Here is a 21,997-nt window from a genome sequence, read left to right as displayed (position 1 = left end):
GTTGTCCTTCACGTCCGTCAGCCTACGTGCCGGCGCGGTGGCCGGCCCGTCGGCCGCGCCGGTCAGCCGCCGCCCGGGCGGCGGACCGGTCGGGCGAAGCGGACGAACGGGACGCGGTGATCCCGCTGACAGTATGTGGGAAGCCCCAGCGTGGTGCGGCGGAGGCGTTGGTGGGCGCACTAACCTGGCGGGGTGCGGACTTCGTTGCTGGATGTGCTGTCAGATCGGATCCTCATCGCCGACGGGGCGATGGGCACGATGCTGCATGCCGCCGACCTGTCCCTCGACGACTACGAGGGGCTGGAGGGGTGCAGCGAGATCCTCAACGTGAGCCGCCCCGACGTGGTGCGCGGCGTGCATGAGGCGTACCTGCTGGCGGGGGCGGACTGCGTCGAGACGAACACCTTCGGCACCAACCTGCCCAACCTCGCCGAGTACGGCATCCCCCACCGGATCCGGGAGCTGGCGGAGGCCGGGGCGCGGATCGCCCGGGAGGCCGCCGACGCGTACGCCACGGCGGAGCGCCCCCGGTTCGTGCTCGGCTCCATCGGCCCGGGCACCAAGCTGCCCACCCTGGGCCACGCCCCGTACGCGGCGCTGCGCGACGCGTACCAGGAGAACGCCGCCGGCCTGATCGCCGGCGGCGCCGACGCGCTGATCATCGAGACGTCGCAGGACCTGCTCCAGGTCAAGGCCGCGGTGGTCGGGTCGAAGCGGGCGATGGCCGAGCTGGGCCGGGACGTGCCGATCATCTGTCAGGTGTCGGTGGAGACCACCGGCACCATGCTGGTGGGCAGCGAGATCGGCGCCGCGCTGACCGCGATCGAGCCGCTCGGGGTGGACCTGATCGGGCTGAACTGCTCCACCGGCCCGGCCGAGATGGGTGAGCACCTGCGCTACCTGTCCCAGCACTCCCGCATCCCGGTGTCGGTGATGCCGAACGCCGGCCTGCCGGTGCTCACCGCCGACGGGGCGTACTTCCCGCTGACCCCGGTGGAGCTGGCCGACGCCCTGGAACGCTTCGTCACCGAGTACGGCGTGGCGCTGGTCGGCGGCTGCTGCGGCACCACCCCGGAGCACATCCGGGTGCTGGCCGAGCGCCTGCACGGCCGCGCCCCGGTGGCCCGAGAGCCGCAGTCCGAGGCGGGTGTCTCGTCGATCTACCACCACGTGCCGTTCGCCCAGGACGCCAGCGTGCTGATGGTGGGGGAGCGGACCAACGCCAACGGCTCCAAGGCGTTCCGGGAGGCGATGCTCGCCGCCGACTGGCAGGCCTGCGTGGAGATCGCCCGCAGCCAGGCCCGGGACGGCTCGCACCTGCTGGACCTCTGCGTCGACTACGTCGGCCGGGACGGCACGACGGACATGCGGGAGCTGGCCGGCCGGTTCGCCACCGCCTCCACCCTGCCGATCATGCTGGACTCCACCGAGCCGGCCGTGGTCGAGGCGGGCCTGGAGATGCTCGGCGGCCGATGCGTGGTCAACTCGGTGAACTTCGAGGACGGCGACGGCCCGCAGTCCCGCTACGCCCGGGTGATGCCGATCGTCCAGGAGCACGGCGCCGCCGTGGTGGCGCTGCTCATCGACGAGGAGGGCCAGGCCCGCACCTCCGAGTGGAAGGTCCGCGTCGCCGGCCGGCTGATCGACGACCTGACCGCCCGGTGGGGGCTGCGCCGGGAGGACATCCTCATCGACGCGTTGACCTTCCCGATCGCCACCGGCCAGGAGGAGACCCGCCGCGACGGCATCGAGACCATCGAGGCGATCCGGGAGATCGCCACCCGCTGGCCGGGGGTCAACTTCACCCTCGGCATCTCCAACATCTCGTTCGGCCTCAACCCGGCCGCCCGGCAGGTGCTCAACTCGGTCTTCCTGCACGAGTGCGTGCAGGCCGGCCTGACCTCCGCCATCGTGCACGCCAGCAAGATCCTGCCGATGGCGAAGATCCCCGACGAGCAGCGGGAGATCGCCCTGGACCTGGTCTACGACCGGCGCCGCGAGGGGTACGACCCGGTGCAGCGCTTCATCGAGGTCTTCGAGGGCGTGGACGCGGCCTCGGCGCGGGCCACCCGGGCGGAGGAGCTGGCGGCGTTGCCGCTGGACGAGCGGCTCAAGCGACGGATCATCGACGGCGAGCGCAACGGCCTGGAGGCCGACCTGGACGCCGCGATGGCCGGCGGTCGGGCGCCGCTGTCCATCATCAACGACATCCTGCTCGACGGGATGAAGGTGGTCGGCGAGCTGTTCGGCTCCGGGCAGATGCAGCTGCCGTTCGTGCTCCAGTCCGCCGAGGTGATGAAGACCGCCGTGGCGTACCTGGAACCGCACATGGAGACCGCCGAGGACGGCGGCAAGGGCCGCATCGTGCTCGCCACGGTCAAGGGCGACGTCCACGACATCGGCAAGAACCTGGTCGACATCATCCTGTCCAACAACGGCTACGAGGTCGTCAACATCGGCATCAAGCAGCCGATCAACGCCATCCTGGAGGCGGCCGAGGAACACCGGGCCGACGCCATCGGGATGTCCGGGCTGCTGGTCAAGAGCACCGTCATCATGAAGGAGAACCTGGCCGAGATGGCGTCGCGCGGGGTCGCGGAGCGCTGGCCGGTCCTGCTCGGCGGGGCGGCGCTCACCCGGGCGTACGTCGAGGACGACCTGCGGTCGATCTTCCCCGGCCAGGTGCACTACGCCCGCGACGCGTTCGAGGGGCTGTCCCTGATGGACCGGGTGATGGCGGCGAAGCGGGGCGGCGTACCCCTGGTGGACCCGGAGCGGGAGGCGGCCCTGGCGGCCCGGCGGGCCCGGCGCGAGAAGCAGCGGGCGATGGTCACCGAGGCCCTGCCCGAGCTGCACGACTCGTCGGTCCGCTCGGACGTGGCGCTCGACGTGGCGGTGCCGAAGCCGCCGTTCTTCGGCACCCGGGTGGTCAAGGGTGTTCCGCTGGCCGACTACGCGGCGTTGCTGGACGAGCGGGCCACCTTCCTCGGGCAGTGGGGGCTGCGCGGCTCCCGCGGCGGCCAGGGGCCGTCCTACGAGGAGCTGGTGGAGACCGAGGGCCGGCCGCGGCTGCGGTACTGGCTGGACCGGCTCACCGCCGACCAGGTCCTCGAGGCCGCCGTGGTGTACGGCTACTTCCCGGCGTACGCCGAGGGCAACGACCTGGTGGTGCTGGACGAGAACGGGCACGCCGAGCGGGCGCGGTTCTCCTTCCCCCGGCAGCGGCAGGAGCGGCGGCTCTGCCTGGCCGACTTCTTCCGCCCCAAGGGCGACGAGCTGGACGTGGTGGCGTTGCAGCTGGTCACCGTCGGGCAGCCGGTCAGCGACTACACCGCGAAGATGTTCGCCGCGAATGAATACCGCGACTACCTGGAGGTGCACGGGTTGTCCGTGCAGCTCACCGAGGCGCTGGCCGAGTACTGGCACCGGCGGATCCGCACCGAGCTGACCCTGCCCGGCGGCGGCACCGTGGCCGGCGACGATCCGGCCGACCTGGCCGGCCTGCTGCGCAACGACTACCGCGGCTGCCGGTACGCGTTCGGCTATCCGGCGTGCCCGGAGCTGGAGGACCGGGCGAAGATCGTCGAGCTGCTCGGGGCGGAGCGGATCGGGGTGCAGCTGTCGGAGGAGTTCCAGCTGGTGCCGGAGCAGGCGACCGACGCGATCGTGGTGCACCACCCGGAGGCGAACTACTTCAACGCCAAATAGGCCCGCCAGAGATCATCACGGGGTTTAGCTGCGGCAACGTAGATCACGCCTCCTTGTTGGGGCGCACCTGGGGCACATCGGGTCCGAGCAGGTCGTCAATCGCCTGCCGGGTCCGGTCCTCGTCATCAGGCCAGAGGTGACTGTACGTATTCAGCGTCATGGCGGCGTTGGCGTGGCCGAGCCGCGTGGCCACGACCTTGGCATTCAGCCCGGCCCGGATCAACGCCGAGGCGAAGAAGTGCCGCAGGTCGTGCATCCCCACACCGGGCAGGCCGGCGGCCTCAACCGCCGGGCGCCAGACTGACGCGTTGAAGGCGTTGCGGGTGAGCGCGACGCCGGCCGGCGTGGTGAAGACGTACGAGGTGCGCTCGGGCGCCGGGTACGCCTTGAGGTGCGCGGCCAGCGCGTCGGTGACCACTTTCCCGACCGGCAGCGTCCGGTAGCTGGCCCGGTTCTTGAGCGGACCGACCAGCACCCCGCCGCCGGCCGCCGGCTGTACCTGGCGCTCGACCGTGACCGTCTTCCGTAGGAAGTCGATGTCCTCGACGTGTAGGCCGAACAGCTCACCCTGGCGCAGCCCGGTCGCCGCGGCGACGACGACCAGGGCGCGGTACCGGGCGGGCATCGCGGCGACCAGCTGGTCGACCTGGGCGACGGTCAGCGGCACGATCTGCTCGCGCGACCGCTCCGGCATCTTCACGCCGGCGGCCGGGTCGCGTCCGATCACCCGGTCGTGCACCGCCGTCTTGAAGATAGCCCGGACTGTCGCGTAGACCGTGCGGACCGAGCCGGGGGCGAGGGCCGCCGACAACCCGGTCACGAACGCCTGTAGCTCGCTGGGCCGGATCGCCGCCATGGGCCGGGAGCCCAGCACCGGGTAGACGTGCTTCCCGAGCTGGGACAGCGTGCGGGCCGCGGTGTTGGGGCGGTGGGGCTGCGCCAGCCGCCACGCCTCGGCGTACTCGCGGAACGTCTTGCGGCCGGCGGCCGGGTCGACGTACGTCCCGACGTTGAGACTGTGCTCGACCTCGGCGCGGAACCGGTCGGCGTCGACCTTCCGCGTGAACGACTTCTTCCGCTGGGCGCCGGCCTCGTCCCGCCAGCGGACCAACCACGGCCGCGGGCGCCCGTCGTCGCGCTTCTCAACGCTCGCCATCGGCACCCTTCGGTTCCCAGATCACGAGCCGGTCCGGGTACTTCGACAGCCCAAGCTCCCGCATGATCTCGACCCACGCGCGCGGCTTCCCTGGCGGCTGCACGTCCATCGCCACCATGTCGTCCAGCGCGGTGGCCAGCTCGCCCAGCGCCTTGACGTGCGCCGAACGGGCGCCGGCGATGACTGCGCTGTCGCCGGTGTACTCGGCTGACCGCAGCGCGGTGAGGGCTTGGTGCACGGCCTCCGAAGCGTTCTGCTCGTGCTTGTAGAGGTGCACGGCGGTCCGGGCTCGCTCGTACTCCTCAACCCTGGTCACTACCCCGGAACCGAGCGCGCCCCGTAGGAGCGGGGGTTCCTGCCCAGTGGCCCACCGCCAGACCAGCCAGGGGTGGAGCGCGACGTTCGGCGCGATCGCGATGTCGGCACCCGTCTTGAGGTCGATGAAGAGCAGCGGCGGCGGCACCGCCAGGGCGTGGGCCAGCTGCAACCACTCGTCCAGGCTGACGCCGCGGTCGCCGTTCTCGATCTTCGAGATAGCCACCCGGCTCAGCGAACCGCCCAGCTCCTTGATGCGGTCGGCCAGACCCTGAGCGGACAGTTTCCGCTGGTCACGCCACACCTTCACCTGCTCGGCGAGCACTTCGCTGGGGCGTCGCGGTCGATCACTCACGTTCTCTCCTTGTTCGGAATCAGAGCGAACCTAGCACGATTGGTTGCGAGGCAACAGGACTTGTGCTTATCCTTCCGGCAGTTGCGCGATCTCAGGTCGCGTCCGTTCGGATTTGGAGCAACCATGGCAACGAGCGGCACCGCTGCGGTACGCCGAGCGCTCGCTACCCCTCCCGAGATCGCCACGTTCCTTGGCGTGCCGGAGAAGACCCTCACGCAGTGGCGCTACGTCAAGACCGGGCCGCGCTGGTCGAAGGTTGGCCGGCACGTCCGCTACCGGTGGGAAGACGTCGAGAAGTGGCTGGACCAGCAGGCGGGGGCGGCGGCATGAGCGAGCAGGACAAGCCCCGCTTCGACCCCGTGGCTGCCGCCCGGCGCCGCACCGAGGCCGCCCGCCGCCTCCCGCCGATGCCGTGCGGCTGCCGCGACCCGTTCACGCTCCAGCACCGGGACGGGCGCTGCAAGTGGCGACGTCGGCGGGGTGCCCGGTGACCGATTCCTTCCTGGCCAAGGCCAAGGCCGCCCGCGGCGTGGCCGAATACAAGCCCCTGCCGCCGATCATGGCCGTCAACGGCTCCGGGCGGGGCTACGCCCAGGCGGCGCTCACCAGGGAGGCCGACGAAGTACGGTTTGCCGCGCCCGGAACCCGCAACGACGCCCTCAACCGCGCAGCGTTCAGCCTCGGTCAGCTCGTAGGCGGCGGGGAACTGGCCGAGGAAACCGTCCGCATGACCCTCACCGCAGCCGCGCTCTCCGCAGGGCTGGACCGGCGGGAGATCGACCCCACCATCGCGTCAGGCTTGAACAAGGGCCTCCTGTCGCCCCGACAGGCACCCCGGCAGACCGAGTGCACTCCGTCCACGCCCTGCCATGGGCCGACGTGCGAGTTCTGCTCACCGGCCGGGTGGATCGATGGTCAGGCGACGGGGGAGGAAGTCGCCGAGCAGCCCACCCCGCTCGACGTGCTCAAGGGCGCACTGGTCGACTCCGCCGGCCTCGACGACATCCCCGACCCGGAGCCCCTGATCGGCGAGGACATCGTCTTCCGGGACACCCTCGTCTGGATGGTCGGCAAGCCGGGCTGCGGCAAGTCGTTCAGCGCGCTGGACATGGCCGGGTGCATCGCCACCGGCGAGCCGTGGCAGACGTACCGCGTCCAGCAGGGCCGGGTGCTGTACCTGGTCGCCGAGGGCGTCCGGGGCGTCAAGAAGCGCGTACGGGCGTGGGAGCAGTCGATGGGCCACCCCATGACGGGGGTCGACTTCCTGCCCATCGCCGTCCAGTCGACCAACGGGGCCCAGTGGGACGCATTCGTTCAACTGGCTCGGGAGAACCAGTACGCGCTGATCGTGATCGACACGCAGAGCCGGGTCACCGTCGGCGTGGAGGAGAACAGCAACACCGAGATGGGCGAGTTCGTCCACCAGGCTGAGAGGCTGCGTGCGGCGTGCGCCGCCTGCGTGCTGATCGTCCACCACATTGGCCGCAACGGTGAGACCGGCCGGGGCGCGACGGTGCTCGATGGTGCGCTCTCCACGATCATCAAGGTCACCAAGGACGAAGACCAGATCCGGCTGGAGTGCACCAAGAACAAGGACGCCGCCGAGTGGGACGACATCAACCTCCGGGTGGTCCCCACAGGCGAGTCGGTGGTCCTGATGCTCGACGACGGCCTCAGTCCGAAGGCGTCCGCCGTCTCCCACGCCGCCCTGAAGATGGGCATCACCTGGTGGGAGCACCACGCGGACAGTTGGGTCACCGCGAGCAACCTCGTGGACGTCGTCGCGCCGAAGACCACCTTCTACCGCAACGTGCGGGAACTGGAGCGCGAGCACATCGTCGAGATCGACACCAGCGGGCGCTGGCCGCGCTACCGGATCTCCAAGCCACCCGAGAACGGTCCCGTGGGACACGTCCCGGCCGTTGTCCCACAGTCCCACCCCTAAGGGTGGTGGGACTGGTCGGGACGACCACGTTGGCCCATGGGAGTACCACGGGACACGTGGGACAAAGAAGGAAACCGCAGGTCAGAGACTTGAGAGGGCAAAAGTGATCCCCATCGACGAAACCCAGGTCGAATTCGCCATCCTGGCCCGCGAGCGCAGGGAACTGGGCGCTCTGCTGCTGCTGCGTGGCGTCCGGCAGGACCACCCGATCTTCGCGGCCATCGAGGCGTACGCCGTGGCCAAGGCACGCGCAGCCGTTGCCATCACTCGCCAAGTGCAGGCACGTGAGGGCTGACCCACGTGAGCGAGTCATGGGCCAAGGGCAGCACTAGGGCGTGGCGCAAGGTCCGCGCGCTGGTGCTGGCCCGCGACGGGTACACCTGCCAGCTACGGCTGCCGGGAGTGTGCACCACACAGGCCAACCATGCCCACCACACGCATGGACGCGGGGTCACGGGCGACGACCCGCGCTACATCGTCGCAGCGTGCGAGGCGTGCAACCTCGCAGTCGGCGACCCCACGAAGAACGACGACCCACCGAACGAGGCGATCACGCGATGGTGAGCACCAACGGCGCCGGTTTTTCCCGGCCGGGCACCTGGCGGACACCCCCGCCCTGTCCTTTTTCTCTCTCTCCGGGACCGGATAGGAGCCGATCGTGACCGTTGTCGCCGACGCCCCGCCGATGCTGGGCTGCGCTGAGCCGCGGCTGTGGACGCCGCCCTTGCGCGAGCTGACGCCGGCCACCAGCTACGGCTTCGCGGTCGTCGACTTCGCCCGGGACGTGCTGGGGATGCCGCTGGACCCGTGGCAGGAGTGGCTGGTCATCCACGCCGGAGAGCTGCTGCCCGACGGTCGGCCGCGGTTCCGCAAGCTGCTGGTGCTGGTGGCTCGGCAGAACGGCAAGACGCACCTGCTGACGGTGCTGGCGCTGTTCTGGCTGTTCGTCGAGAAGTGGTCGATGGTGCTCGGGGTCAGCACGATGCTGGAGTACGCGCGGGAGGCGTGGGCCAGCGCGGTGGAGATCGCTCAGGACGTCGACGAGCTGGCCGCCCAGCTGCCGGAGGGCAACCGGCCGTCGGCGGTGAAGGAGGGCAACAACGACGTTCGGCTGCTCACCTCGCACGGCACCCGGTACAAGATCGCGGCGGCGAACCGGCGCGCTGGCCGGTCGCTGCGGATCGACCGGCTGATCGTGGACGAGCTGCGCGAGCACCAGACCCGGGTGGTGTGGAACGCGGCGTACAACGCGATGAACGCGCGCCCGTACGGTCAGGCGTGGGCGATCTCGAACATGGGGGATGACACCGCCGTGCTGCTGAACGAGCTGCGCGAGTCGGCGGTCGACTTCATCGAGACCGGCGACGGGGACGCGCGGCTCGGTCTGTTCGAGTGGTCGGCGCCGGAGGAATGCGAGGTTGACGACCAGGCTGCGCTCGCGGCGGCGAATCCGAACGCGGGCCGCCGGCTGCACTGGGATGACCTGCTCGGCGAGGCCCGGCGCGTGAAGAAGCTCGGCGGGGGCGCGGAGGCTGACTTCCGCTGTGAGGTGCTGTGCCAGCAGGTGCCGAACCTGAACCCGGCGATCGACCCGGACTCCTGGCGGCGGTGCAAGGACGTCGGGGACCTGGCGGCGGCGCGCGGCCGGCTGGCGGCGTGCGTGGACCTCACCCCGGACGGCACGCACGCCACCCTGGCGGTGGCGGCCGTCCTCGAGGACGACCGGGTGCGGGTGGAGACGGTCGCCGAGTGGTCCGGGCCGGGCGCGGCCACCGCCCTGCAGCGGGAGTTGCCGGGCTGGGTGGAGCGGCTGAAGCCGAAGGCGCTGGGCTGGTTCCCGGCCGGGCCGGCGGCGGCGGTGGCGGCGAAGTTGGCGGACCGGCGCAAGGACGGCGTGACCGGCTGGCCGCCGCGGGGCGTGACGGTGGCCGAGATCCGCGGCGAGACAACCGCGGTGTGCATGGGGCTGGGCAAGGAGGTCACCGCCGGCACGCTGGCGCACTCCGGGCAGGCCATGTTGGACGCGCAGGTCGGCGGGGCGGAGCGGCTGAAGCGCGGCGACGCCTGGGTCTTCACCCGGGCCGGTGACAAGCCCGTCGACGCGGTGTACGCGGTGGCCGGGGCGGCGCACCTGGCCCGCACCCTGCCGAAGCTGCGGAAGGTGTCCCGAAGAACGCACGCAGGCTGAGTCCGGAATCGAGACTCAGGCAGTACACTTCCGGTATGGGGTGGTGGGCGGCGGCGGGGCAGCAGGTGCGCGACATGTTGTCCCTGCCCCGTCCGCTGGCGCTGGACCTCCCCGCCGAGCACGGGTTCGATGCCCCGCCGCGCCCCGTCGACCAGGTGATCGCCGACATGCTGGCCACCGGCTGGGGCGCCCGGATCTCCCGCGCTGACGCCCTGTCCGTGGCCGCCGTGCAGCGGGGACGCAACGAGCTGTGCGCGATCGCCACGCTGCCGCTGCGGCTCTACAAGGGCCTGGACGTGGTCGCGTCGCCGCTGCTGCGCCAGATCAACCCGGACGTCGCCAACGTGGTCACCATGGCCGCCACGATCGAGGACCTGATCTTCGAGGGCATCGCCTGGTGGCAGGTCACCGGCCAGGACTTCGACGGGTACCCGGTCAGTGCCCGGCACATCGACGTCGGGAAGGTGTCGCTGAAGCCGCCGGCGCGCAAGGCCGACCCGACGCACACCCCGGCCGGCTACACCTCGCCGGGCAAGCCGTCCGGCCCGTACGTGTACGTCGACGGCGAGCCGGTGTCGGCCGCCCTGATGATCCGCTTCGACTCGCCGAACCCGGGCCTGCTGAAGGCCAACGCCCGGGCGATCCGCCGGGCGCTGCTGCTCGACCGCCTGGCGGCGATGTTCGCCGAGAACCCGCAGCTGCGCGAGTTCTTCACCGACGCCGACAACCCGGACGTCGACCCGATGGACGACGACGAGATCAACGCCTTCCTCGCCGAGTACATGGCGATGCGCAAGGTCCGGCCGGTCGGCTGGATCCCGTCGACGGTGAAGCGGGCCGACGTCAACGCCCCGTCCCCGGTGGACCTGCAGCTGGTCGAGCTTCAGCGGCAGGTGTCCCTGGAGATCGCCAACGGCATCGGCGTCGACCCGGAGGACCTGGGCGTCGCCACCACCAGCCGCACGTACTTCAACGGGGTGGACCGGCGGCAGGAGAAGGTCAACCGCACGTACGGGCCGTTCATGAAGGCCATCACCGACCGGCTGTCGATGGGCGACGTGACTCGCCGCGGCTACGAGCCCCGGTTCGACCTGTCCGACTACCTGAAGTCCGATCCGGTCACGCAGGCCCAGTACTGGGAGGCGCTCAAGCGCATGGGAGCGATCGACAGCGACGAGATCCGGGCGCTGGCCGGGTTCTCCGGCAAGGCACCGAAGGCCGAGCCGGCCCCGGCGCCGGCCGCCCCGCCGACGGAGAACTCACGGCCGGGGCGGCAGGTGCACGGCCGGTTCGACGACCGGCCCGGCATGACGTTCTCCGTCACCGAGTTCGACGCGCCGCCGCCGGCGCCGAAGGTCGACGCCGCCCGGCGCACGATCACCGGCCTGGCCCTGCCGTACAACGCGGTGGCCCGCAAGTACGGCATCGCCTACCGGTTCCGGCCCGGCTCGCTGGAGTACGGCGACGTCGGCCGCGTGAAGCACCTCCAGGACCACGCGACACCGGTCGGGTCGGCGGTGAAGCTGACCGACGGCAAGGACGGGCTGACCGCCGAGCTGTCGGTGCTGTCCGGCCCGGAGGGGTCCGCGACCCGCCTGCAGCGCGACCAGCTGCTCTACGACGCCGAGAACGGCCTCTACGACGGCCTCTCGGTGGGCGTCGACTTCAGCCTCTTCCCGGAGGACGGGGACGTCGAGTTCAACGAGGACGACCAGGTGTACGACGTCGTCCGCGCGACCCTCCGGGAGATCAGCTCCACCCCGATGCCCGCTTTCGACGATGCCCGCGTGACCAAGGTGGCCGCGAGCCTGAACGGAGGACACCAGATGGACCCGTGCCCGCACTGCGCGCACCGGCACGCCCCGGGCATCGCTTGCGCGACGTTCGCGGCGCAGCTGCGCACCGCGCCCACCCCCGCCCCGGCCCCGACCCCGGCGCCCACGCCGGCCCAGCCGTCGACCGAGACGATGGCCGCGTTCACCGCGGCGATGGAGGCGTTCGCCGCCCGGCAGATGCCCACCGTCCCCAACGGCGGGCAGGGCCCGACGATCGTCAACCCGCACCACGGGCCGGCGGCCGTGACCGAGCCGGAGCCGTACCGCTTCGACCGGTCGGGCAACCTGCGCGAGGGCACGCACGACTTCTCCACCGACCTGCACGACGGTTGGCGGCAGGGCGGCGGCGGCGACAAGGCGGCCCGGGACCGGGCCAACGCCTGGCTCCAGCGGGTGTTCGCCGACCGGCCCCGGCAGGAGTTCGCGGTGACGCCGTCCAACGTGACGTCGCTGAACTACCCGCCGAACCGGCCCGAGCTCTACGTCGACCAGATGGAGTACGAGTACCCGCTCTGGCAGGCCATCAACAAGGGCACCCTGGACTCGGTCACCCCGTTCGTGATCCCGAAGTTCTCGGCCGCCACCGGCCTGGTCGCCGACCACACCACCGGCACCGAGCCCACCCCGGGCACGTTCACCGCCACCAGCCAGACGCTGACCCCGACCCCGGTGTCCGGGAAGATCGAGATCACCCGTGAGGCGTGGGACCAGGGCGGTTCCCCGCAGATGTCCGGGCTGATCTGGCGGCAGATGGTCCGCGCCTACTACGAGGCCCTGGAGGCGTACGCCGTCGCCCAGCTGGCCGCCGTGGCCGCGTCGCTGCCCGACATCACCATCACCACCGCCGCGGTGGACTCGGCGCTGGACCAGGCGCTGTCCGGGGCGATCGTGCCGCTGAACTACATCCGGGGCGGCAACCGCTTCCGCACGGTGTTCACGCAGATCGACCTGTACAAGGCGATGGCGCAGGCGAAGGACACCGCCGGCCGCCGGCTGTACCCGCAGATCGGCCCGTCGAACGCCAACGGCACCGTAGAGCCCCGGTACACCGCGATCGACGCCCACGGGCTGCGCTGGCTGCCCGCGTGGGCCCTCGCCGCGTCCGGCACCGTCGCCGCGTCCTCGTACGCGTTCGACCCGGAGAAGGTGTGCGGCTGGGCCAGCGCGCCGCAGCAGATCGACCTGGAGTGGCGGGTCGCCTGGGTCGACCTCGGGATCTGGGGCTACAAGGCGTTCGGCGTCACCGACTTCGCCGGCACCCGCGAGTTCATCTACGACCCGGTCTGATCGGAGGAACCATGAGCGAGACCAAGGACGAGATCGCCGCGGAGCGGGACCAGCTGCGCGCCGAGAACGAGCAGCTGCGTGGCCAGCTCACCACGGCGGGCGTGCCCCGGCTGGAGAACGAGGCCGCGCCGCGGCGCCCGTTCCTGTCCGAGGGCGAGCGGCAGGAGCTGGAGACGTACGGCGTCACCAACTCCCCGTTCACCGGGCAGCGGCTCCAGGCCGACGAGGTCCGCGCCGAGCTGGCCACCTCCGACGACCAGCAGGGCGTCGAGATCGGCGAGGCGGCGCCCGGCCTGGCCCGCGAGGTCCCGCCGACCCGGGAGCGCACCCCGATCGAGGGCGTGGACTACGTCTGGCCGTCGGTCGCCCCGGGCGTGCTCGCCGACGACGTCAAGAAGGCCTGAGGGAGCGCGGCCGTGCCCTGGAAGCCGGACTACATCACCGCGACGCAAGCCGCGGCGTACCTGCGCGTCGGGGACACCCTCGATGACGTGGAGCTGGCGACCTGGTGCACGGCCGCGTCCCGGGCGATCGACAAGCGGTGCAACCGGCAGTTCGGGAAGCTGTCGACGGCCGCGGCCCGCACCTACCGCGGTCCGGCCGCCTACGACCAGGTGTCGGGGCTGTGGCTGCTGGAGATCGACGACGTGCAGGACTCCACCGGCCTGACCGTCGGCGGTGTCGCCCTGGCCTCGTCGGGGGCGGTGCTGCTGCCCGACAACGCCCCGGCCGACGGGGTGCCGTACGAGCGGCTGGGCTTCACCACCGCGCCGACCGGCCCGGTGGTCGTCGTGGCGGTCTGGGGCTGGTCGGCGGTGCCCGCGCAGGTGGTCGGCGCGGCCAAGCTCCAGGTGTCGCGCTGGTCGGCCCGCCGGGAGTCCCCGTACGGCATCGCCGGCTCGCCCGATGCCGGGTCGGAGCTGCGGCTGCTGGCCCGCCTGGACCCGGACGTGTCCACCTCGCTGGCCGGGCTGTCCCGGCGCCGGAAGGTGGGCTGAGCCGTGGACCTGGAGGACGTGGTCGCCGAGCTGACCACCGCGCTGGCCCCGACGGGGCTGCGGGTGCCGCCGTGGGGTGTCGAGCGGATCACCCCGCCGGCCGCCGTGATCGCCCTGCCGGAGCGCATCGACTACGACTCGACGTACGGCCGCGGGTCGGACCGGTGGCCGGACCTGCCGCTGGTCGTGCTCGTCGGCAAGCCGGAGGCCCGCACGTCCCGCAAGGCGGTCGCGGCGTACGCCGACGGGTCCGGCCCGAAGAGCGTCAAGGCCACGCTTGAGGCCCACACGTACACCAGCTGCGACAGCGTGCGGGTGGCGTGGGCCGAGTTCGACAACGCCCGGTACGCCGGCACCGACTACCTGGCCTGCATCTTCCACCTGGACATCACCGGAAAGGGCGCGTAGCCATGGCCTACGTTCACGGCAAGGACACCGTCATCACGGTGGCGACCAAGGACATCAGCGCGTACTGCAAGACCTCGTCGTACGAGGGCAGCGCGGACGTGCACGAGACCACCGGCTACGGCAAGGCCGCCAAGACCAAGGCGGGTGGGCTGCTGGACGGCAAGTTCACCTGCGGCGGCACCTACGACAACACCGCGCTGACCGGCCCCCGCAACGCCCTCAAGCCGCTGCTGGGCACCACCGTGGCGGTGGTGCGCAAGCCGGAGGGCACCGGGACCGGCAAGCCGCAGGACTCGTTCCAGGCGGTCGTCGCCAAGTACGTGGAGACGTCCCCGGTCGACGACATGGTCACGTGGTCGGCGGAGTTCGAGATCTCCGACGTCATCACCACCTCCACCCAGCCGTAAGGGGCCACCGATGGGACACCTGACCCGTGAGCAGATCCTGGCCCGCAAGACCGGCCGGGGCACCGCCACCCTGCCCGACGGCAGCACGGTGGCCATCCGGGCGCTGACCCGCGACGAGGTGCTCCAGGCGCAGGAGAGCGGCCGGTCGACCGCCGAGCGGGACACGTTCATCGTGGCCACCGGCATGACCGACCCGAAGCTGTCCGAGGAGGACGTGGCGGCGTGGGCGGGGTCTGGGGACGCCGGTGACCTGGTCGCCGTGTCCGACGCGATCGCCGAGCTGTCCGGGCTGAAGCCCGGCGCTGGGAAGGACGCCACCAAAAGCCCTGCTGGCCGACGATGACCTGCACTTCGAGTTCTTCCTGGCGCAGAAGCTCGGGATGACGGTGGCCCGGCTGCGGGCCGAGATGACGCAGGCGGAGTTCCTGCACTGGACGAGGTACTACGCGCTGAAGGCGCAGGCCGAGGAGCTCGAACGGGCGAAGGCGGGAGGGTGACGTGGTAGCGAAGATCCAGGTGACCGGCCTGCGCGACTTCCAGCGGCAGCTCAAGGCCATGGACGCCGGCCTGCCCAAGCAGCTCCGGCTGGCGCTCAACGAAGCGTCGAAGGTGGTCGTCGACCACGCCGCCGCGCGGATGCCCAGCCGCACTGGCCGGGCCAAGGCGTCGCTGAAGGCCCGCTCGACGCAGCGCACCGCCCGGGTCGCCCTGGGCGGCAACCGCGCCCCGTATGCCCCGTGGCTCGACTTCGGCGGCGAGGGCCGGCGCAAGGGACGCCCCGCCGCGCGGCCGTTCATCAAGGCCGGCCGGTACGTCTACCCGGCGCTGGACGTGAAGCGCGACCAGGTCACCGAGATCATGAGCGAGGCGCTGACCCAGCTGGCCCGTGACGCGGGATTCGAGGTCGGCTGATGGCCAACGCGGTCACCCTGACGTTCGCCGGTGAGGACAAGCCGCTGGTCGACTCGTTCGGCCGGGTCGGTGGCGCCGCCCGCGACATGGAACGCGACCTGGACCGGGCCGGCGGCGGCTTCGACAGGGTCGGTGAGGCCGCGGACACCGTCGACACCCGGGCCATGGGCTTCCGGGACACGATGACCGGTGTGCAGGACTCCGCCGCCGGTGTGTCGGAGCTGATGAAGGGCAACCTGTTCGAGGGCACCATGCTGGTCGCCACCGGCGTCGGTGACCTCGGGTCGGCCTTCTATAACTTCCTGATGCCGCAGCTGAAGTCCGCGGTGAGCTGGCTGGGCAAGACCCGGCTGGGCACCCTCGCGGTGGCCGGCGCGCAGCGGGTCCAGGCCGCCGCGCAGTGGCTGATGAACTCGGCGATGTGGGCGTCGCCGATCACCTGGATCATCGTCGGGATCATCGCCCTGGTCGCCGTGATCGTGCTGATCGCCACGAAGACCGACTGGTTCCAGCGGGCCTGGCGGGCGTCCTGGTCGTGGATCAAGTCGGCGGCGTCGAACACCTGGGAGTTCATCAAGAAGATCCCCGGCTGGATCGGTAACGTCTTCTCCCGGATCGCCGACGCGATCGGCGGGCCGTTCCGGGCGGCGTTCAACTTCGTCGCCGAGGCGTGGAACTCGACGGTGGGCCGGCTGTCGTGGTCGGTGCCGTCGTGGATCCCCGGGATCGGCGGCAACTCCATCAGCGTGCCGAACCTGCCGTACTTCCACGCCGGCGGCCGGGTGCCCGGCGCGCCCGGGCAGAACGTCCTGGCGATGCTCCAGGCCGGCGAGACGGTGTCGTCGGCGGCTGGCCGGGGTGGCGGCGGCAGCGTACGGCTGGAGTCCGACGGTACGCCGGTGGCCGACTTCCTGATCGAGATTCTTCGCTCCGGCATCAAGCACCGCGGCGGCGACGTCCAGCTCGTCCTCGGGCGGTGAGCTGATGCCGTTCACGCCGAAGGTGGAGCTGTACCTGGGGTCGACGTCCGGGTGGGCGGACATCACCGCCGACGTGCGGCAGGCCGACGGGATCCGCATCCGCCGCGGCCGGTCCGCCGAGGGCAAGGTCGCCGACCCGTCCACCTGCTCGATGGTGCTCGACAACCGGGCCGGGAAGTACTCGCCGCGCAACCCGGCCAGCCCGTACTACGGCAAGCTGGGCCGCAACACCCCGATCCGGGTACGGGTGGCCGAGGTCGACCCGTCCCGGGCCGTGGCCGTGCCCGGCACCGCCACCGTCGAGCCGGTCACCGCCCCGGGCACCCTCGCCCTGGGCGGCGCCGGGGACCTGGACGTGCGGTTCCAGGGCCGGCACCACGCCGGCTGGTTCGGCGGCGACCGGTGGATCATGCTGGCCGCCCGCTTCGAGCCGACCGGCAACCAGCGGTGCTGGTACTTCGGCGTGGTCCCGGGCGGCTACCTGGGGTTCGTCTGGTACACCGACGGCGGGTCCACGTTCGGGTTCGCGCAGTCCACCGTCCCGATCGTCGCCGAGGCGTCCGGGGAGCTGACCGTCAACGTCGAGCTGGACGTCGACAACGGCGCCGGCGGCTGGTCGGTGCGGTTCTACCAGGCGCGGACGATGGCCGGGCCGTGGCAGCAGGTCGGGGCGACCCGCACCGGTGCTGGCGTGACGTCGGTGTTCAACTCGGCCAGCACGCCGCTGAACGTGGGCTGGGAGCACAACGTCAACGCGCAGCCGTTCGTCGGCGACCTGATCGCCTTGCAGGTGCGCGTCGGCGGCACCCTGGTCACCTCGCCGAACTTCGCCAGCATGTCGCTGGGCACCAGCACGCTGACCGACGCGCAGGGCCGGGTGTACACCCTGTCGTCGGAGGCGAGGGTGATCGACCGGGGCGCCCGGTTCTACGGCGAGGTGTCGTCGTGGCCGGTGCGCTGGTCGCCGACCGGCGCGGACCGGTGGGTGCCCATCACCGCGGCCGGCGTCACCCGCCGCCTGGCGCAGGGCAAGACGCCGCTGCGCTCCCCGCTGTACCGGACCCTGGTGGCGGCGAAGCCCACGGCGTACCTGCCGCTGGAGGACGGGCCGTCGTCGACCAGGCCGTCCAGCGCGGCGGCCGGCGTCTCGGCCGGCCGGTCGTCCGGGGTGGAGTTCGGCGTCACCTCCAACCGGCTGGCCGGCGCCACCACCACCGCCCGCTTCACCGCCCCCGACGGGTACCTCGGTTCGTCGGTGGTGCACCGCCCCTCGGCGACCGTCTGGTCAGTGCTGACGTTCTTCCGGCTGTCGTCGGCGCCCACCGGCGCGGACACTGTGTTCCTGCGCATCTACTGCGCGGGCGGCCGGGTGGCCCGCTGGGACTGGCTGGTCGGCAACGGCGTGTACCGGTGGATCGGCTACGACATCGACGGGGTGGTCGTCGACAACCGGGTGCTCACCAACAGCGTCGCCCCGCCCACGTCGTGGTCGCTGATGTACTTCGAGGTCGTCCGGTCCGGCTCGTCGACGACCTGGAAGCCGGTGTTCGCCAACGCCGGGTCGCCCACCTACTACACCGACCCGTCGGCCCCGTACACGATCACCGGCCTGCCCGGCTACCCGACCCGCATCGACGTGCTCAGCTCCACCTACCTGGACGGGTCGCAGTGGTCGCACCTGGCCGTCGACGACCAGAAGCTGCTGACCGTCGGCGACCTGACCGCCCTGTCCAGCGCGTACGCCGGGGAGCTGGCGGGGCGGCGGATGGCCCGGGTCGCCGCGGAGGCCGGCGTGGAGCTGGTCATCGACGGCCTGGCCGACGACACGATCCCGCTGGGCCCGCAACCGGTGGGGACCGCCCTGGACGTCATCCGCGACGCCGCCGCCGCCGACATGGGGATCTTGCAAGAGCGGCGCGGCGCCCTGGCCCTGTCGTACCGGCCTCGCTCCAGCCTCTACAACCGGCCCGCCCTGGCCCTGCCGTACGACGGCGGGTACCTCACCGAGCCGCTGGAGCCCGTTGACGACGACGACGCGGTCCGCAACGACATCACCGTGTCCCGGCCCGACGGCGCGTCGGTGCGGGCGGTGCGGACCAGTGGGCCGCTGTCGATCGCCGACCCGCCCGCCGGCGTCGGCGTCTACGACACCTCCGAGACCGTCAACGTGGCCAGCGACGCGCTGCTCGACGACGTGGCCGGGTGGCTGCTGCTCCTGGGCACCGTCGACGATGCCCGCTGGCCGCGCATCGGCGTGCAGCTGGCCGGCCCGGCCTGGCCGGTCGACACCGACCGCCGGGCCACCGCCGTGGCCCTGGACGCCGGCGACGTGGTGGCCCTGACCAACCTGCCCGACTGGGTGCCCGGCGGCGTCGCCCGGGCCATGGTCCAGGGCTACGACGAGCAGATCGGCCAGTACACCTGGTCCATCGTCTGGAACGCCACCCCCGCCGACCCCTGGACCGTGGCCATCACCAACGGCCCGCAGCGGGCCGGCGCCACCGGGGCGAGCCTGGCCACCGCCGTGACCGCGGCGTCGGCGACGTTGTCCCTGACCGCCACCGAGTCGGGCGCGCTGTGGACCACCAACCCGCTGGACTTCCCGCTGGACCTGCGCGTCGGCGAAGAGCAGGTGACGGTCTCGGCGATCACCGGTACCGCCAGCCCGCAGACCGCCACGGTGGCGGCCCGCGGCGTCAACGGCCCGGCGATGGCCTGGCCGGTCGGCACCGACGTGGACGTGTGGACCCCGGCCGTGGTGCCGCTGTGAGAGGAGAGCGCTGATGCCGGCAGGGCAGAGACTGGACGCGGGGCGGATCCCCGGTGAGCGGATCGCCACCACGTACCTGGACACCGACTCCGCCACCTTCACCGCCGAGACGGTCATCGCCACCGTGTCGGCGCCGCTGGTGACGGGCCGCACCTACCGGGTGCGGCTGATCACCCGTATCGGCACCTCGGTGGCCGGTGACGTCGCGACGCCCCGGCTGCGCGAGGACTCCCTCACCGGTGCGGAACGGACCGTGGACTACCTGCCGCTGCCCAACTCCGGCACCGTGGGCAACCTGTTCCAGGTCGAGTTCGAGTACACCGCCACGGCGACCGCCACGAAGACGTTCGTGGCCACCTGTCTGCGCTCCGGCACTGGCAACGCGTACCGCGAGGCCAGCTCCAACCGGCCGACCTACTTCTACGTCGAGTACCTCGGGGGCTGACGGTACGTACCACGCCGCTGCGCGCCCGCCGTACCACTGCGCGTACCACGTGGTACGGCGACGTCCGTACCACGTGGTACGTACCGCGACCCGACCCGCCATTTGGCGACCACGGAACCCGCCACTCAACCCGCCAACCAGCCCGCCACGGAACCCGCCACTCAACCCGCCAGCGGCGATAGCGCGACCCGCCAACCGGGCCCCGCCGTGCGCTATCCGACGGCGCGCCAGCTAGCGCACTTGCACCCGCCGCGACCTGCGCGAGGAAGCCCGGATAGCGGATAGCCCTGCTAGCCCCGGTGGGGGCTACTGCTAGCCCCTAGCCCCTAGCCCCATGTCCCCGGTCCCCGGGGACATCCCTGCTCAACGGCCCATCAGGGCCGGTCGCGGGGCGCAGCATGGTCGCGGTTCCGCGACCAGCCCCGCGACCGGCCCCCACCAGCAACAACGCCCGTTGGTCGCGCGGTCGCGGCACCCCCGCCGAGGCCCGAAAACCGCACCCTGAGGCACTTCGAGGGGGACCGCTCGCCGCGACCGCGACCCGCCGGCAGTAGCGCCGCCCGCGCTACCGGTAGCAGCCGCGCTACCTTCCCGCGCTACCTGGACCGCCGCCCGCGACCAGCGGAAACGCCACCAGGTAGCAAGTAGCAGACGAGCAGAGGCCCCCGACCTAACCCGGGTTCCGGGGGTTTCGGGGGTCTCTGGCGTGCTACCGCTACCGGCCGCCGAGCAAGGTAGGGCCAGGCTCGGATGCCGGTACGCGGCTACTGGCGGCCCAGCAAGGCGGAATCAGGCTGGGACGCGTTCCGCTCCGCGATGACCTGCTCGCACATCTGAGCCACGGCGATGCAGTGGGCGGCCAGGCGGCGGAGCTGCTCCGGGCTCATCTCGAAGTCGTCCGGCTCCCGGTGCGTCTCGCCGATGATGCCGACCGGGTAGGCGTGACCGTCCGGGGTTACGCGGAGCTCCGGCCAGACGTTCACCTCCATGGGCTCGCCGCTGGTGGCGGACTCGCCGACCACGCCGCGGGTGAACGGGCCGGAGTGGTTCTGCGTGCCGTCCTCGGCGGTGTAGTGCTCGACGCACCAGGGCGGGCAGGTGGCCGTACGTGCGGCGGTGGCGGTCATCGCGCGCTCCCGTCCACGAGCTCGGCGGCGGCCAGCAGCGCGGCGGCCAGGCGGCGGGCCTCGGCCGGGGTGCCGGTCCAACCCTCGGTGTTCTCGCTGCCGTGCCAGTGCCCCTGGTCGTCCTCGGCGACGGTCAGCACCACCCGCGGGGCCGTGGTCACCTCGCCGCGCTCGGTGGTGGCCTCCACGTACACGGTGGCGGTGGCCGCGTGCTCGGCGGACCAGGACGGGTCCTGCGCGGTCAGCTCGACCAGCACGCGCTCGTGGACCAGGCCGATGGAGAAGCCGTCCTGCTCGGTCACCTGGCCCCGGTGGTCCTCGGTGCACCAGGCCGGGCAGCCGGCGGTAATGGCCCGGGCGAGCTCGTGCACGCCGGCCGGGTTGTGGTGCGTGGCCAGCTCGATCAGCTCGGCGTCGGTGATGACCGGCCGGGACGCGGTGAACGCCCGGTGCAGGCCGTCGGCGTAGCCAGCGGCGTACCGGTCGTCCAGGAGGTCGGCGGCCGGGCGGGGACGGGGGATCGAGCGGAGATCGGTGGTGTCGGCGTCGTCGAGACGCGAGGCCGGCGGGACGGGTGCGGATGCGATGATGGTCATCGGGTCGCCTCCTGGGGCGATCAAGGGCCCGGGGCTCAGGAGGTGCAACTCCTGCCGGGCCCGTCTTCGTTCTTGCCAACAGCTTGGCATAGGCGTTGGCGGTACGTCAACACCTTGGCCTATCGGAAGGCCAAGATCTTGTGGCATGATGCACGCCATGAGCGATTACGACCTGACGCGCCTGGCCGGGCTCGGCAAGCAGTACGCGGAGCAGCGCGCCGCCGCCGAGAAGACCCGCGAGCAGCTCGCGCCGGAGATAGTGGCCGCTGCCCGCGCGAGGGTGCGTCAGGCCGACATCGTGAAGGCGTCAGGCCTCACCCGCGAGCGCGTCCGCCAGATCTGCCGCGCTGCCGGCATCGACCCGGAGTGACGGTCAGCGCTGGGGCACACCCGGGGCACATGGGGGCCGGATCGGATGAGATCCACTGAGACGACGTGAGAGGCAAAATCGCAGGTCAGGGCCGCTACGGCGGCCCTTTCCGCTGGTCGGGGAAGATCGCTAGTTATTCCAACGCCAAGTGATCGCCGCAGGCGCTCCGACCTTCGTCGGGGTGCCTGCCAGGGC

At 71.7% G+C, this 21,997-nt stretch carries 22 protein-coding genes; 18 read left to right on the top strand and 4 right to left on the bottom strand.

All coding sequences use genetic code 11. The annotated features are described in order from the left end of the window. The first annotated feature begins 192 nt into the window (after positions 1-192). A complete protein-coding gene (gene metH / locus GA0070564_RS15840; RefSeq protein WP_176730688.1) occupies positions 193-3,708 on the top strand; it encodes a methionine synthase in 3,516 nt (1,171 codons plus the stop codon). Between the two features lie 43 nt (positions 3,709-3,751). On the opposite strand, the gene GA0070564_RS15835 is transcribed toward metH, so the two are convergent. Next, positions 3,752-4,864: a tyrosine-type recombinase/integrase gene (locus tag GA0070564_RS15835; RefSeq protein ID WP_141714784.1), complete on the bottom strand. Its 1,113-nt coding sequence runs from the start codon at positions 4,862-4,864 to the stop codon at positions 3,752-3,754. Further along, positions 4,851-5,534 carry a helix-turn-helix domain-containing protein gene (locus GA0070564_RS15830; protein ID WP_091609407.1) on the bottom strand — a complete coding sequence of 228 codons (684 nt, stop codon included), beginning with the start codon at positions 5,532-5,534 and terminating at the stop codon, positions 4,851-4,853. The genes GA0070564_RS15835 and GA0070564_RS15830 overlap by 14 nt, the downstream gene beginning before the upstream one ends. A 123-nt stretch (positions 5,535-5,657) precedes the next feature. Here GA0070564_RS15830 and GA0070564_RS15825 point away from each other — a divergent pair, with 123 nt between their 5' ends. From GA0070564_RS15825 to GA0070564_RS15760, 16 genes are all read left to right on the top strand, one after another. Beyond that, on the top strand, positions 5,658-5,864 hold the full coding sequence (locus GA0070564_RS15825) for a helix-turn-helix transcriptional regulator (RefSeq protein ID WP_091609406.1): 207 nt from the start codon (positions 5,658-5,660) through the stop codon (positions 5,862-5,864). Then, the gene (locus GA0070564_RS29315) at positions 5,861-6,025 is read left to right on the top strand and encodes a hypothetical protein (RefSeq protein WP_176730687.1); all 165 of its coding nucleotides are present in this window, start codon (positions 5,861-5,863) and stop codon (positions 6,023-6,025) included. Before GA0070564_RS15825 ends, GA0070564_RS29315 begins: the two co-directional genes overlap by 4 nt. Then, complete coding sequence (locus GA0070564_RS15820) at positions 5,998-7,479, top strand: AAA family ATPase (protein ID WP_141714783.1); 1,482 nt, start codon at positions 5,998-6,000, stop codon at positions 7,477-7,479. The genes GA0070564_RS29315 and GA0070564_RS15820 overlap by 28 nt, the downstream gene beginning before the upstream one ends. A gap of 103 nt (positions 7,480-7,582) precedes the next feature. Further along, positions 7,583-7,774 (top strand): hypothetical protein, encoded by a 192-nt coding sequence (locus tag GA0070564_RS15815; RefSeq protein ID WP_091609404.1) that lies wholly within the window; start codon positions 7,583-7,585, stop codon positions 7,772-7,774. Between the two features lie 5 nt (positions 7,775-7,779). After that, complete coding sequence (locus GA0070564_RS28885; protein ID WP_141714782.1) at positions 7,780-8,043, top strand: HNH endonuclease; 264 nt, start codon at positions 7,780-7,782, stop codon at positions 8,041-8,043. A gap of 94 nt (positions 8,044-8,137) precedes the next feature. After that, positions 8,138-9,667: a terminase large subunit gene (locus GA0070564_RS15810; protein WP_245670034.1), complete on the top strand. Its 1,530-nt coding sequence runs from the start codon at positions 8,138-8,140 to the stop codon at positions 9,665-9,667. 35 nt (positions 9,668-9,702) lie between these two features. Further along, positions 9,703-12,789: a phage portal protein gene (locus GA0070564_RS15805; RefSeq protein WP_091609403.1), complete on the top strand. Its 3,087-nt coding sequence runs from the start codon at positions 9,703-9,705 to the stop codon at positions 12,787-12,789. Positions 12,790-12,800: 11 nt separating this feature from the next. Continuing rightward, positions 12,801-13,193, top strand: coding sequence for a hypothetical protein (locus GA0070564_RS15800; RefSeq protein ID WP_091609402.1), 393 nt, complete (start codon positions 12,801-12,803; stop codon positions 13,191-13,193). 12 nt (positions 13,194-13,205) lie between these two features. Next, positions 13,206-13,787, top strand: coding sequence for a hypothetical protein (locus tag GA0070564_RS15795; RefSeq protein WP_091609401.1), 582 nt, complete (start codon positions 13,206-13,208; stop codon positions 13,785-13,787). 3 nt (positions 13,788-13,790) lie between these two features. Further along, positions 13,791-14,195, top strand: a complete 405-nt coding sequence (locus GA0070564_RS15790) for a hypothetical protein (protein ID WP_091609400.1) — start codon at positions 13,791-13,793, stop codon at positions 14,193-14,195. A 2-nt stretch (positions 14,196-14,197) separates the two neighbouring features. Beyond that, positions 14,198-14,602, top strand: a complete 405-nt coding sequence (locus GA0070564_RS15785) for a hypothetical protein (protein ID WP_091609399.1) — start codon at positions 14,198-14,200, stop codon at positions 14,600-14,602. 10 nt (positions 14,603-14,612) lie between these two features. After that, positions 14,613-14,945, top strand: a complete 333-nt coding sequence (locus tag GA0070564_RS15780) for a hypothetical protein (RefSeq protein WP_091609398.1) — start codon at positions 14,613-14,615, stop codon at positions 14,943-14,945. Between the two features lie 155 nt (positions 14,946-15,100). After that, positions 15,101-15,514: an HK97 gp10 family phage protein gene (locus tag GA0070564_RS15775; RefSeq protein WP_091609397.1), complete on the top strand. Its 414-nt coding sequence runs from the start codon at positions 15,101-15,103 to the stop codon at positions 15,512-15,514. Further along, positions 15,514-16,494, top strand: coding sequence for a phage tail tape measure protein (locus GA0070564_RS15770; RefSeq protein WP_245670026.1), 981 nt, complete (start codon positions 15,514-15,516; stop codon positions 16,492-16,494). Before GA0070564_RS15775 ends, GA0070564_RS15770 begins: the two co-directional genes overlap by 1 nt. A 4-nt stretch (positions 16,495-16,498) precedes the next feature. Then, the gene (locus GA0070564_RS15765) at positions 16,499-19,264 is read left to right on the top strand and encodes a hypothetical protein (RefSeq protein ID WP_091609395.1); all 2,766 of its coding nucleotides are present in this window, start codon (positions 16,499-16,501) and stop codon (positions 19,262-19,264) included. A gap of 13 nt (positions 19,265-19,277) precedes the next feature. Then, complete coding sequence (locus tag GA0070564_RS15760; protein ID WP_091609394.1) at positions 19,278-19,709, top strand: hypothetical protein; 432 nt, start codon at positions 19,278-19,280, stop codon at positions 19,707-19,709. Positions 19,710-20,473: 764 nt separating this feature from the next. On the opposite strand, the gene GA0070564_RS15755 is transcribed toward GA0070564_RS15760, so the two are convergent. Next, the gene (locus GA0070564_RS15755; RefSeq protein WP_091609393.1) at positions 20,474-20,836 is read right to left on the bottom strand and encodes a DUF6907 domain-containing protein; all 363 of its coding nucleotides are present in this window, start codon (positions 20,834-20,836) and stop codon (positions 20,474-20,476) included. Then, positions 20,833-21,432: a DUF6907 domain-containing protein gene (locus GA0070564_RS15750; RefSeq protein WP_091609392.1), complete on the bottom strand. Its 600-nt coding sequence runs from the start codon at positions 21,430-21,432 to the stop codon at positions 20,833-20,835. Before GA0070564_RS15750 ends, GA0070564_RS15755 begins: the two co-directional genes overlap by 4 nt. A gap of 157 nt (positions 21,433-21,589) precedes the next feature. Between GA0070564_RS15750 and GA0070564_RS15745 the strand changes: the two genes are divergently transcribed. After that, positions 21,590-21,802, top strand: coding sequence for a hypothetical protein (locus GA0070564_RS15745; protein WP_141714781.1), 213 nt, complete (start codon positions 21,590-21,592; stop codon positions 21,800-21,802). Positions 21,803-21,997 lie beyond the last annotated feature (195 nt).

Origin of the sequence: Micromonospora mirobrigensis, from assembly GCF_900091555.1 — a bacterium.
Taxonomy (GTDB): Bacteria; Actinomycetota; Actinomycetes; order Mycobacteriales; family Micromonosporaceae; genus Micromonospora; species Micromonospora mirobrigensis.
This window is presented reverse-complemented; position numbering and strand designations above follow the sequence as displayed.

What these genes read in the sequence shown, in the direction of transcription:
- GA0070564_RS15835 (WP_141714784.1), bottom strand. Translation starts at nt 4,864, where the DNA reads ATGGCGAGCGTTGAGAAGCGCGACGACGGGCGCCCGCGGCCGTGGTTG.
- GA0070564_RS15825 (WP_091609406.1), top strand. Translation starts at nt 5,658, where the DNA reads ATGGCAACGAGCGGCACCGCTGCGGTACGCCGAGCGCTCGCTACCCCT.
- GA0070564_RS29315 (WP_176730687.1), top strand. Translation starts at nt 5,861, where the DNA reads ATGAGCGAGCAGGACAAGCCCCGCTTCGACCCCGTGGCTGCCGCCCGG.
- GA0070564_RS15805 (WP_091609403.1), top strand. Translation starts at nt 9,703, where the DNA reads ATGGGGTGGTGGGCGGCGGCGGGGCAGCAGGTGCGCGACATGTTGTCC.
- GA0070564_RS15800 (WP_091609402.1), top strand. Translation starts at nt 12,801, where the DNA reads ATGAGCGAGACCAAGGACGAGATCGCCGCGGAGCGGGACCAGCTGCGC.
- GA0070564_RS15785 (WP_091609399.1), top strand. Translation starts at nt 14,198, where the DNA reads ATGGCCTACGTTCACGGCAAGGACACCGTCATCACGGTGGCGACCAAG.
- GA0070564_RS15780 (WP_091609398.1), top strand. Translation starts at nt 14,613, where the DNA reads ATGGGACACCTGACCCGTGAGCAGATCCTGGCCCGCAAGACCGGCCGG.
- GA0070564_RS15770 (WP_245670026.1), top strand. Translation starts at nt 15,514, where the DNA reads ATGGCCAACGCGGTCACCCTGACGTTCGCCGGTGAGGACAAGCCGCTG.
- GA0070564_RS15765 (WP_091609395.1), top strand. Translation starts at nt 16,499, where the DNA reads ATGCCGTTCACGCCGAAGGTGGAGCTGTACCTGGGGTCGACGTCCGGG.
- GA0070564_RS15760 (WP_091609394.1), top strand. Translation starts at nt 19,278, where the DNA reads ATGCCGGCAGGGCAGAGACTGGACGCGGGGCGGATCCCCGGTGAGCGG.
- GA0070564_RS15755 (WP_091609393.1), bottom strand. Translation starts at nt 20,836, where the DNA reads ATGACCGCCACCGCCGCACGTACGGCCACCTGCCCGCCCTGGTGCGTC.
- GA0070564_RS15750 (WP_091609392.1), bottom strand. Translation starts at nt 21,432, where the DNA reads ATGACCATCATCGCATCCGCACCCGTCCCGCCGGCCTCGCGTCTCGAC.
- GA0070564_RS15745 (WP_141714781.1), top strand. Translation starts at nt 21,590, where the DNA reads ATGAGCGATTACGACCTGACGCGCCTGGCCGGGCTCGGCAAGCAGTAC.